This is a genomic window from Streptomyces sp. SID4985 (assembly GCF_009863025.1).
GTDB lineage: Bacteria > Actinomycetota > Actinomycetes > Streptomycetales > Streptomycetaceae > Streptomyces.
The window spans coordinates 1-11082 of sequence record NZ_WWIR01000568.1 but is presented as its reverse complement, the minus strand read 5'-3'; the positions used below and the strand labels follow the sequence as shown (position 1 = coordinate 11082).

Annotated in this window: 12 protein-coding genes and 1 tRNA gene; 1 reads left to right on the top strand and 12 read right to left on the bottom strand. The window is 72.7% G+C overall.

Annotated features, from left to right (window positions below; genetic code table 11):
* Positions 1-4: 4 nt before the first annotated feature.
* From GTW40_RS24360 to GTW40_RS32785, 7 genes are all read right to left on the bottom strand, one after another.
* Positions 5-77 (bottom strand) — tRNA-Ala (locus tag GTW40_RS24360).
* Positions 78-173: 96 nt separating this feature from the next.
* Positions 174-842 carry a histidine phosphatase family protein gene (locus tag GTW40_RS24355; protein ID WP_161182316.1) on the bottom strand — a complete coding sequence of 223 codons (669 nt, stop codon included), beginning with the start codon at positions 840-842 and terminating at the stop codon, positions 174-176.
* Entirely contained in the window at positions 842-1282 is a 441-nt protein-coding gene (rsfS, locus tag GTW40_RS24350) for a ribosome silencing factor (RefSeq protein ID WP_161182315.1), read from the bottom strand. The genes GTW40_RS24355 and rsfS overlap by 1 nt, the downstream gene beginning before the upstream one ends.
* 177 nt (positions 1283-1459) lie before the next feature.
* On the bottom strand, positions 1460-3295 hold the full coding sequence (locus GTW40_RS24345) for an LCP family protein (protein WP_161182314.1): 1836 nt from the start codon (positions 3293-3295) through the stop codon (positions 1460-1462).
* A 16-nt stretch (positions 3296-3311) separates the two neighbouring features.
* Positions 3312-4052, bottom strand: coding sequence for a nicotinate-nucleotide adenylyltransferase (gene nadD / locus GTW40_RS24340; RefSeq protein ID WP_161182313.1), 741 nt, complete (start codon positions 4050-4052; stop codon positions 3312-3314).
* A 56-nt stretch (positions 4053-4108) separates the two neighbouring features.
* Complete coding sequence (locus GTW40_RS32790) at positions 4109-4273, bottom strand: hypothetical protein (RefSeq protein ID WP_202486358.1); 165 nt, start codon at positions 4271-4273, stop codon at positions 4109-4111.
* Between the two features lie 161 nt (positions 4274-4434).
* Positions 4435-4599 carry a hypothetical protein gene (locus GTW40_RS32785; protein WP_202486357.1) on the bottom strand — a complete coding sequence of 55 codons (165 nt, stop codon included), beginning with the start codon at positions 4597-4599 and terminating at the stop codon, positions 4435-4437.
* A 98-nt stretch (positions 4600-4697) separates the two neighbouring features.
* Here GTW40_RS32785 and GTW40_RS24335 point away from each other — a divergent pair, with 98 nt between their 5' ends.
* Positions 4698-5846: a M48 family metallopeptidase gene (locus GTW40_RS24335; protein ID WP_161182312.1), complete on the top strand. Its 1149-nt coding sequence runs from the start codon at positions 4698-4700 to the stop codon at positions 5844-5846.
* A 100-nt stretch (positions 5847-5946) separates the two neighbouring features.
* On the opposite strand, the gene GTW40_RS24330 is transcribed toward GTW40_RS24335, so the two are convergent.
* The 5 genes from GTW40_RS24330 to proB form a co-directional block, all read right to left on the bottom strand.
* A complete protein-coding gene (locus GTW40_RS24330; RefSeq protein ID WP_161182311.1) occupies positions 5947-7020 on the bottom strand; it encodes a hypothetical protein in 1074 nt (357 codons plus the stop codon).
* Between the two features lie 89 nt (positions 7021-7109).
* Positions 7110-7712: a hypothetical protein gene (locus GTW40_RS24325; protein WP_161182310.1), complete on the bottom strand. Its 603-nt coding sequence runs from the start codon at positions 7710-7712 to the stop codon at positions 7110-7112.
* Between the two features lie 66 nt (positions 7713-7778).
* Positions 7779-9065: a glutamate-5-semialdehyde dehydrogenase gene (locus GTW40_RS24320; RefSeq protein WP_161182309.1), complete on the bottom strand. Its 1287-nt coding sequence runs from the start codon at positions 9063-9065 to the stop codon at positions 7779-7781.
* 141 nt (positions 9066-9206) lie between these two features.
* On the bottom strand, positions 9207-9632 hold the full coding sequence (locus GTW40_RS24315) for a hypothetical protein (RefSeq protein WP_161182308.1): 426 nt from the start codon (positions 9630-9632) through the stop codon (positions 9207-9209).
* A 160-nt stretch (positions 9633-9792) separates the two neighbouring features.
* A complete protein-coding gene (proB, locus tag GTW40_RS24310; protein WP_161182307.1) occupies positions 9793-10932 on the bottom strand; it encodes a glutamate 5-kinase in 1140 nt (379 codons plus the stop codon).
* Between the last annotated feature and the right edge of the window lie 150 nt (positions 10933-11082).

The following is an 11082-nucleotide window of genomic DNA, read 5'->3' as shown; positions in this document are numbered from 1 at the left end:
TCTGTGGAGCTAAGGAGAATTGAACTCCTGACCTCCTGCATGCCATGCAGGCGCTCTACCAACTGAGCTATAGCCCCTCGCGTTCTTCCCGCTCGGCGGGCGAACAAGAAGAACTTTAGCCTGTGACCTGCCGGAAAGTGAAATCCGGCCTCCCGGGCCACGCGGCCGTCGCCTCAGTCGTCGTCGCCGAGGACCGGCACCGGGAGGGTGCCCGCGTTGTGCTCGAGCAGGCGCCAGCCCCGGGCGCCCTCGCCGAGCACGGACCAGCAGCAGTTGGAGAGGCCGCCCAGGCTCTCCCAGTGGTGGGCGTCGATACCGAGGAGCCGGCCGATCGTGGTGCGGATGGTGCCCCCGTGGCTGACCACCACGAGCGTGCCGTCCTCCGGCAGCTTCTCGGCGTGCCGCAGCACGACCGGGGCCGCGCGGTCGGCGACCTCGGTCTCCAGCTCGCCGCCACCGCGCCGGACCGGCTCGCCGCGCTTCCAGGCGGCGTAGTCCTCGCCGTAGCGGGCGATGATCTCGTCGTGCGTCAGCCCCTGCCAGGTGCCCGCGTAGGTCTCGCGCAGGCCCTCGTCGAGGGCGACCTCCAGGCCGGTGAGCGCGGCCAGTTCGGCGGCCGTGTCGGAGGCGCGCTGGAGGTCGGAGGCGACGATGGCGTCGGGTTCGAGCGAGGCCAGCAGCCGCGCGGCCCGGCGGGCCTGGCCGATGCCGGTCTCGGTCAGCGGCACGTCGGTGGTGCCCTGGAAGCGGCGGTCCACGTTCCAGGCGGTCTGGCCGTGCCGCCACAGGATGATGCGGCGGCCCCGGCCCTTGGCGTCGGTCACCTCGGCGGTGGCCGACATCACCACTCCTCGCCGGGCTCGTCACCGGCCTCGGCGTGCTGCTGGGCGTGCTCCTCGGCCTTGCCGCGGGTGGCCTTGGCCTCCTCGGGCAGCTCCAGCTCGGGGCAGTCCTTCCACAGGCGCTCCAGGGCGTAGAAGACACGCTCCTCGCTGTGCTGGACGTGGACGACGATGTCGACGTAGTCGAGCAGGATCCAGCGGGAGTCGCGGTCGCCCTCGCGGCGGACGGGCTTGGCGCCGAGCTCCTTGAGCAGGCGCTCCTCGATCTCGTCGACGATCGCCTTGACCTGGCGGTCGTTCGGCGCGGAGGCCAGCAGGAACGCGTCGGTGATGGACAGCACGTCGCTCACGTCGTAGGCGATGACGTCGTGGGCGAGCTTGTCGGCCGCCGCCTGGGCGGCGGTGCTGATGAGTTCGAGGGAACGGTCGGTGGCGGTCACTGTGAAGCTTTCGGTCGGGGGCGGGGATCGGCTGGGTGCGGGGGCCGTCCCGAAGGAGGCGGCCCGCTGCAATCACCGGGAATCCAAGGGTCTCACGGAAGGCGTGAGGCACCCCACGTGACGTTCGGGTCACCCGGGGTGCCTCGGTGGCGCGAAGCCGCGGTCGGACGGACTCGGTCAGGTCGTCCCAGGCCGGTAGTCCTGGCCGAGGACGACCAGGACGTCGGCGCCGGAGGTGACGGAGCCCTTGGTGACGGCGGAGTCGGGCAGGCCGAGGGTCTTGGCGACCTCGGTGGCGTTCTCCTTGTCCGCGGCGTCGGAGTAGACGACCCGGGAGGCGCTCTGGGCGCCCGCGGCGCCGCCGTCGACGAAGGTGAAGCCGCCGTTGAGCAGGACCACGCGGGCCTTCTCGGCGTCGTCCTTCACACCGGAGCCGTTCTGCACGGAGACGCGTACGGCAGAACCGGCGTCGGGGCTCTTGGCGGCGCCGCCGAGCACGTCCTTGACCACGCTGTCGCTGGTCTGGGCGGTCAGCGTGCCGTCGGTCTGCACCGGCAGCAGCACGGTCTTGTACGAGCCGCCCTTGGCGAGTTCGGCGAGCCGGGCCAGGAAGGTGCCGAGGTCCTTGTCGGTGAGCGAGGGGTCGAGGATCTGCGCGAGGGTCTGCACGGTCGTGGTGGCGCCCGTGGGGTCGGTGGACACCTTGCGCAGCACGCCGTAGAGGACCTGCCCGAACCGCTCCAGCTGGGCGTCCTGGGCCTCGCCGGGGGCGCGGTAGGTGGCGTAGGCGACGGCCATCTTGCCGCTCAGGGTCTGGGCCTTGCCCTGGTGGACGAGGACCTCGGAGCCCTTCTTCTTGGCCTCCGGGTCGGGCACGTCGGCGTCGGTGTCGATCTCGATGTTGCCGACGAGTTCGACGAGGTTCTGGAGATAGGGGGTGTCCAGGCGCCAGGTGCCCTGGATGCTGGTGCCGAGCACGGTGTCGATCTGGTCGCGGGTGCCCGAGGAGCCGTCGTCGTCCACGGACTTGGCCAGCGTCGTGGTGGTGCCCGAATCGTCGGACAGGGCGAGGGAGTTGGGCAGCAGCACGCTGGTGCCGCGCTTGGTGGTGGTGTTGTCGACGAGCAGCACGGTGGAGGTGTCGTTCTTGCCGGTGTTGTGCAGATGGACGACGATCACGTCGCGTTTCTGCGCCCCGGCGGCGACGGCGGTGCCGCTCTTCTTGCCGGAGGAGGACACCCCGGGCAGTTCCCCGGCGAACCAGAGGTAGCCGACGCCGCCGACGGCGACCAGCGCGAGGACGACGACGAGGGCGATGACCCGGCTGCGGGCGCGGCGGCGGGCCTCCTCGCGGCGCTCGGTGCGGTTCTCGGTGAACTTCAGCCAGTCGATGACGTCCTCGGACTCGCCGTCCGGCTCCTCGGCGAAGGCGAACTGCTCCTCGCCGTCCGGCTCCTGGCCCTCCCGGCTCTCCCGCGCGGGCGCGGGCGTGCTGCCCGTCCGCTCCTCGGGCTCCTCCGGGGCGGCCGCCCGGGAGGCGGGTCCGGACTGCTGGGGGATGGGGGCGGTCTGCTCGGTGACCCGGGGCTGCTGCCCGCTGGTCGCCGCCTGCCCGTAGGGGTCGTAGGGGGCACCGCCCCGGGGGGCCGCGCCGTGGCCGCCCTGAGGGACCGCGCCTTGGGTGCCGTGGCCGCTCTGAGTGCCCTGGGTGCCGTAGCCGTCGTACGGCCCGTAGGGGTCGGTGCCCTGCGTGCCGTAGGGGTCGTAGGCGGGCGGTACGGGCGGCTGTTGACCGGTGTCGTAGCCCCCCTGGCCCCCCTGGCCGCCGCCCCGGCCGCCCTGGCCGTAGCCCTGCCGGGCGTACGGGTCGTGGTCCTGGCCGCCGGAGCGGGCCGGGACCTGTTGGTAGACGGGGCGTCCGTAGTCGTCGTAGCCGACGACCTCGTAGTTGTTCCCGTCGTACTGGTCGTCGTACTGCTCGCCGCCGTACCCAGCGTCGTATCGGTCGTTCACCGGTGCCCCTCTCGGCTCACTCGCCGCGGTACAGCTCACGCTTGTCGATGTAGCGCACGACTCCGTCCGGCACCATGTACCAGATGGGGTCGCCCTTGGCGACTCTCGCACGGCAGTCCGTGGAGGAGATCGCCAGGGCGGGGACCTCGACGAGCGAGACGCCGCCTTCCGGCAGACCGGCGTCGGTCAGCTGGTGGCCGGGGCGGGTGACGCCGATGAAGTGCGCGAGGGAGAACAGTTCCGCCGAGTCCCGCCAGGTCAGCAGCTGGGCCAGGGCGTCGGCGCCGGTGATGAAGAACAGGTCCGTGTCCGGGTTGAGGGCGCGCAGATCGCGGAGGGTGTCCACGGTGTAGGTGGGGCCGCCGCGGTCGATGTCGATCCGGCTGACGGAGAACTGCGGGTTCTCGGCGGTCGCGATGACCGTCATCAGATAGCGGTCCTCGGCCGGGGAGACCGCGCGGTGCGACTTCTGCCAGGGCTGGCCGGTGGGCACGAAGACCACCTCGTCCAGGTGGAACTGCGCGGCGACCTCGCTGGCCGCCACCAGGTGCCCGTGGTGGATCGGGTCGAACGTCCCGCCCATGACGCCGAGCCGGCGCTTGCCGGTGCGGACGGGGCCGTGACTCTCGAGGTGTGCCGTGTGCCATGGCCCGTCGGGTGCGGTGCCGGGCGCTCCGGGGGTGTGCCGTGTGCCGGTGTCGGCCGCGTGGGCGGCCGTCCCGTCCGCCGGACCGGTAGGCATGTCCTGCTCTCCCATGCGTGCAGACCCTACCGGCCCGTAGTGCGACACCTGTGCGGGGATCAGGTCCCGGCTCAGCGGTCGCGGTTGAAGCGCGTGGTGATCCACAGCAGGAGGAGCAGGATGCCCAGGGCGCACCCGCCGGTGATGGCCGGGTTGAGGCTGTTGTGGTTGCCGCCCCGCTCCTCGGTCTCGGCGGCGAGGGTGACCAACTGGACGGCGGCGCTGTGGATGCTCATCTTCGGCAGGACCTAACGCGTGTGGGCGGGATAAAGACGTGGGTTCATCGTAAGCGGGTGCCCTGACGGAGATCACCCCGACTCCGGTGTTGCCCGGCGGACGCGGGGCCAACCGTCTCGGGAAGCCCGGATCGCGGCCGTGCGGGAACCTTCCCGGCGGGTCAGTCGTCCTTCCGCTTGTAGCCGCTCAGCAGGAACCAGCCGGTCAGTGCGCAGCCCAGGATCATGACGACCAGGATGATGCGGAGCAGGTTCCCCGACCCGTGCTCGGGGACGGCGTTCGCGGCGGCCTCGGTCAGCCGGGCGGCTGCGAGATGGTGCTCCATGGCGTGGACTCCTTCGGTGGTACTGCCCCGTCCACGGTACGCCGCCTAGGCTGGGCCCGGCCCGGGGGCACGGCACTCACACGCAGCAGGGGGATGACATGTCCGATGAAGGCCGCGAGCAGGGTGGGCGCGAGCGGGTGCCGAGCAGGCAGCGCAGGCGCTTCCCCGGGATCTCCTCCCGGGCGTACGAGCATCCAGCCGACCGTTCGGCGCTGGTGGCGCTGCGCAGGCTGAGCGGGTTCGACACCGTCTTCAAGACGCTGAGCGGGCTGCTTCCCGAGCGCAGTCTCAGGCTGCTGTTCCTGTCCGACTCGGTGCGGGTCTCCGACCGGCAGTTCACGCATCTGCACGACATGCTGCGCGACGCCTGCTACATCCTGGACCTGGAGAAGGTCCCGCCGATGTACGTCACGCAGAACCCGCAGCCGAACGCGATGTGCATCGGCCTGGACGAGCCGATCATCGTGGTCACCACGGGGCTGGTCGAGCTGCTGGACGAGGAGGAGATGCGGGCGGTCGTCGGGCACGAGGTGGGCCACGCGCTCTCCGGGCACGCGGTGTACCGCACGATCCTGCTGTTCCTGACGACGCTGGCGCTGAAGGTCGCGTGGATCCCGCTGGGCAATCTGGCGATCATGGCGCTGGTGACGGCGCTGCGGGAGTGGTTCCGCAAGTCGGAGCTGTCGGCGGACCGGGCGGGGCTCCTGGTGGGCCAGGACCTGCGCGCGTCGATGCGGGGCCTGATGAAGATCGCGGGCGGCAACCATCTGCATGAGATGAACGTGGACGCGTTCCTGGAGCAGGCGGAGGAGTACGACGCCGCGGGCGACCTGCGGGACTCCGTGCTGAAGATCCTCAACGTGCTGCCCCGCTCGCACCCGTTCACCACCGTGCGCGCCGCCGAGCTGAAGCGGTGGGCCGAGTCCCGCGACTACCAGCGGATCATGGACGGCCACTACCCGCGCCGTGAGGACGACAAGGACGCGCGGGTCCGGGAGTCCTTCCGGCAGTCCGCGTCGAGCTACGCGAGCGACGTGAAGACCTCCAAGGACCCGCTGATGAAGCTGGTCTCGGACCTGGCGGGCGGCGCGGGGGACCTCGGCGGCCGGGTCCGCCGGGGCTTCAACGGCTTCACGAGCGCGCCGCCGCCGAAGGACGGCAAGGACACCCCGGGCTCCCCCGGCACCCCTGGCTCCCCTGGCTCCCCTGGCTCCCCGGACGAGCCGGAGGCGACGGACCAGCCCTGACCGGTCCCCCGGCGACACCCCGGCACCCCGGCACCCCGACACGCCGTCGCCCTACGTCCCGCAACCCGCCGCCCCGCCGTCGCCCCGCCTCGCCCCCGCCTCACACCTTCGGCTGGGCCGCGTCCGACAGCGTCCCGCACAGGGCCGTAGGGGTGGCGGCGGTGTACGGGTCGGTCACCGCGGGGCCGCCCGGCCCGGCGGTCTGCCCCGCCAGGAGCGGGCGGAGACGGACCGTGGTGTCCTCGGCGCAGGACAGCGGCCCCGCCTGGGTGCTGGAGGAGACCAGCCGGGTCTGGCCCACACGCAGGTTGTCGCTGTCGAAGCGGAAGATCAGCGCCCGCCGGACGGTGAACAGGGACACCTGGGGCGAGACGTGGGCGGCGCTCCGGGGGCGCAGGGCGTAGACGAAGGTGCCGTCGGCGGTGACCTCCAGCGTGGCCGGGTCGGACTCGACGGCGCGCAGGGTGCCCAGGACACGGACCTGATCGTCGGCGAGTACCGCGCGGGCCGGGTCGAAGCGGATCAGCCAGCCGGTGGGGGCGTGCCGGCCGTCCGGGGCGGGCCGGTTCACGCTGCGGTCGAACTGGCCGAGCTGGTCGGCGTCGAGCAGGGCCCGCACGGGCCGGATCGCGCGCCCGGCGAGCACGTCGGGGTCGAGCGAGGAACTGGTCAGATAGTTGCGCACGATGGCCACGGCGGCCGTGACCTGGCTCTCCGAGAAGTGCGCGGTGGCCCGGAGGGCAGGCAGCGGGATTCCCTTGATGCCGGTCTCGAACCCGGCGGCGGGGCTGTGCTCGAAGAGGGTGCGGGCGTCGGCGGCGCCGGGCACCTCGCCCCGGGGCGCGAGCGGGACGACGGTCATCCGCAGCGAGTCGTCGGATCTGCGGGCCTGCGGTGAGCCGTACGGGTGACGGACGCCCATGTAGAGGGCGGTGCCGAAGGCGATGGCGAGGAGCACGACGAGGGCCAGCGCCTGCCGGGTGAGCAGCCGGTGACGGGGCCCGCGGCGGCGTACGGCGGGGGCGTGGTCGGTCATGCGCTCGTGCGCGGAGTACTCCTGGAGCCGGGCAGCGCGGACGAACGACTCGTCGAAGACGACGGATCGGTACTCGTCCTCGGCACCTGAGGAGCTGCCCTCGGGTGTCCCCTCCGGTGGCTCTCCAGGCCCGCCCATACTTTCAGGGTAGGTCGGGCGAGCCTCCCGTAAACGCGCTGATAGGCGACAACTTCTGACAGGGGCTCATCAAAAACGCGCAGGGCCGGTCAGGGGGACTTCGGGACGGCGGAGACCGCGGGCGGGGAGTAGTCCGCGGAGACGGACGGCACGGGTACGGCGGCCGCTCCGCTGCCGAGGCCGCTGGAGGCGGGGGCGGGCACCCGGTCGCGGGTGCCGGAGGAGGCGCCCCGGTAGACGGCGGCGAAGGCCAGGGCCACCATGCCGACGCCCATCACCACGGCGAGCACCCAGGCGACGGGCCGGTGCCAGCGGATCTGCTTGCCGTAGGGGCCGAGGAAGCCGGGGCCGTCGCCGGGGGCGTACCCCTCGTGCGGGTCGTCGTCCGCGTCGTGGCCGAAACCGGAGTGCTCGGTGCCGTACACCTCGTCGTAGTGCTCGGCCGAGGCGTGGGCGCGGCGGGCCTCCGCCTCGAAGGCCTCGGCGCGGGCCTGGGCGGCGGCGAGGAGGCGTTCGACAGCGCTGGGCTCATGGACGGTGGCCGCCCGTACGAAGGCCTCGTCGAAGACCACGGAGGCGAACTCATCGTCCGTCGCTCCGCGGTCGTGGTCGTCGTCGGGCTCCCAGCCGTCCGGGAACGGCGTGCCCCCCACGTCCTCCGGCACGGGTCCAGAGTAGACCTGGGGGGTCAATTTGGGCAGACGGTACGGAAATTCGTCCGGTCCTCGGGACCGGTTTCCGGCCGTACTCCGAACGGCTCAGCCGCGCACGTGTCCGTCGCCGGTGACGATGTACTTGGTGCTGGTCAGCTCCGGCAGGCCCATGGGGCCACGGGCGTGCAGCTTCTGGGTGGAGATGCCGATCTCGGCGCCGAAGCCGAACTGGCCGCCGTCGGTGAAACGGGTGGAGGCGTTCACGGCGACGGTGGTGGAGTCGACCAGCTGGGTGAACCGGCGGGCGGCCTGCTGCGAGGTGGTGACGATCGCCTCGGTGTGGCCGGAGGACCACAGCCGGATGTGCTCGACGGCCTTGTCGAGGGAGTCCACGACGGCGGCGGCGATGTCGTACGAGAGGTACTCGGTCTCCCAGTCCTCGGCGGTGGCCTCGACCACGGTGGCCTTGGAGTCCCCGGCGAGGGCGAGCACGCGCGGGTCGGCGTGCACGGTGACCCCGGCCTCGGCCAGCGCGTCCAGGGCGCGGGGCAGGAAGGCGTCCGCGATGTCCTGGTGGACGAGGAGGGTCTCGGCGGCGTTGCAGACGCTGGGCCGCTGGGCCTTGGAGTTGACGAGGATGTCGATCGCGGTGTCGATGTCGGCCTGGGCGTCGACGTAGACGTGGCAGTTGCCGGTGCCGGTCTCGATGACCGGGACGGTGGACTCGTTGACGACCGTACGGATCAGGGAGGCGCCGCCGCGCGGGATGAGCACGTCCACGAGCCCCCGGGCGCGCATCAGCTCGCGCACGCTCTCACGGCTCTCGCCGGGCACGAGCTGGACGGCGTCGGCGGGCAGCCCGGCGCCGCCGACGGCGTCCCGGATCACCCGGACGAGGGCGGTGTTCGATTCGTAGGCGGAGGCGGAGCCGCGCAGCAGGACGGCGTTGCCGGACTTCAGGCAGAGCGCTGCGGCGTCCACGGTGACGTTGGGGCGGGCTTCGTAGATGATGCCGACGACGCCGAGCGGGACGCGGACCTGGCGCAGGTCGATGCCGTTGGGCAGGGTGGAGCCGCGGACGACCTCGCCGACCGGGTCGGGCAGCTTCGCCACGTCGCGCACGTCGGCGGCGATGGCGCGGACCCGCTCGGGGGTGAGGGTGAGCCGGTCGACGATGGACTCGCTGGTGCCGCTCTCCCGGGCCTTGGCCACGTCCTTGGCGTTGGCCTCCACGATCTCGCTCGTGCGGACCTCCAGGGCGTCCGCGACGGCGAGCAGCGCGTCGTCCTTCACCGCGCGCGGGAGCGGGGCGAGGTCGGCGGCGGCGGCCTTGGCCCGGTAGGCGGCGCGGGTGACCGGGGACATCGAGTCGTACGGCGAGAGCGTGGTCATGGCAGGAAGGGTAATGCGCGGGGCGCGCCCGGCTTGCCCTGTTCCGCAACCCGAGACGGCGCCGCGCTCTGCCCTGCGGCCCGGCCCGCAACCCGCGCCCCGCGCCGCACTCACACCCGCAGCCACACCCGCCCCCACACCTCAGAACGGGTGCACCCCCACCGGTGTGGCCGGTGCGGGTCCGTACCCCTCGGCGATCCGCTGGTGGTAGGTCTCGCGGTCGATGACCTCCAGGCCGACGATCTCCCAGGCCGGCAGCCCCGCGCTCTGCCGGTGCTCGCCCCACAGGCGCAGCGCGACGGCGGCCGCGTCGTGCAGGTCGCGGGCCTCCTCCCAGTACCGGATCTCAGCGTGGTCGCCGGCGTACCGGCTGGTCAGGAGGAAGGGGTGGTCGTGGGCCAGCTGTTCCAGGGCGCGCCTGAGGTCCTGCACGGGGACGCACTCCCCGGAGACGCTGAGGGTGACATGCCACAGGCGGGGCAGGTCCTTGGGCTCCTCGTAGGTGTCCCCGGCCGCGACGCTCGTCAGAGCACCACGGGACGCCGCCCCAGGACGGACTCGTCTCACGACGGCCTCCTTCACGCATGGCCCCTTGACGGAACGTGTCCCTTCAACATGTCCCCGAGACAAAGTTGAGCAGGCCCGAGGGCTCCGCGTGGCGGTTTTGCGGAACGTCCCCCACCGGGGGCGGTCCTTGTGCCCCGCTTTACGCGCGGTTCCCCTGGGGTCACACGTGCAGCAGTACCAGGTCGTCCCGGTGCACGACCTCGCGTTCGTACGCCGGGCCCAGCTCGCGTGCCAGCTCGCGGGTCGAACGTCCGAGCAGCCGGGGGATCTCCTTGGCGTCGAAGTTGACGATGCCCCGGGCGACGGCCCGTCCGGAGGCGTCGCGCAGCTCGACGGGGTCGCCCGCGCCGAACTCGCCCTCCACGGCGGCGATCCCGGCGGGCAGCAGCGACTTGCGGCCCTCGACGACCGCGCGGACGGCGCCGTCGTCGAGGGTGAGGGAGCCCTGCGGGGTGGAGGCGTGCTGGAGCCAGAGGAGCCGGTCGGCGGAGCGCCTGCCGGTGGGGTGGAACCAGGTGCCGGTGTCGCCCCCGGCCAGGGCGTCGGCGGCGTGGACGGCGCTGGTCAGCACGACCGGGATGCCCGCGGCGGCGGCGATCCGGGCGGCCTCGACCTTGGTGGCCATGCCGCCGGTGCCGACGCCCGCCTTGCCCGCGCTGCCGATCTCGACGTCCGCGAGGTCGGCCGGGGAGCGCACCTCCGCGATCCGGGAGGTGCCGGGCTTGCCGGGGTCGCCGTCGTAGACGCCGTCCACGTCGGAGAGGAGGACCAGCAGATCGGCGCGGACGAGGTGGGCGACGAGGGCGGCGAGACGGTCGTTGTCGCCGAAGCGGATCTCGTCGGTGGCGACGGTGTCGTTCTCGTTGACGATCGGGAACGCGCCCATGGCGAGGAGCTTGTCCAGGGTGCGCGAGGCGTTGCGGTGGTGGCTGCGGCGGCTCATGTCGTCGCTGGTGAGCAGGACCTGGCCGACGCGGACGCCGTAGCGCGCGAAGGAGGCGGTGTAGCGGGCGACGAGCAGGCCCTGGCCGACGCTGGCGGCGGCCTGCTGGCGGGCCAGGTCGCGGGGGCGACGGGGCAGCCCCAGCGGGGCGAGACCGGCGGCGATGGCACCGGAGGAGACGAGGACGACCTCGCGCGGCGTACCGTCCCCGCCCGGGGTACGGAACTTGGCGAGCACGTCCACCAGCGCGTCCGCCCGGTCGGCGTCCAGGCCGCCCGCGGCGGTGGTCAGCGAGGAGGAGCCCACCTTGACGACGATCCTGCGGGCCTCGCCCACGGCCTGCCTTGCGCTTGCCACCTGCCCCGACTCCCCTGGTCTTCCCCGATGAGCTGCGTGTGCCGCAATCTACGCGAATGGGAGCCGTGGGTGCAGCCGCGTCCGGCTGCCGGACGGCCCGGCGGACGCGGCGGGCCCGGCGGACGCGGCGGGCCCGGCGGGCGGGCGCCG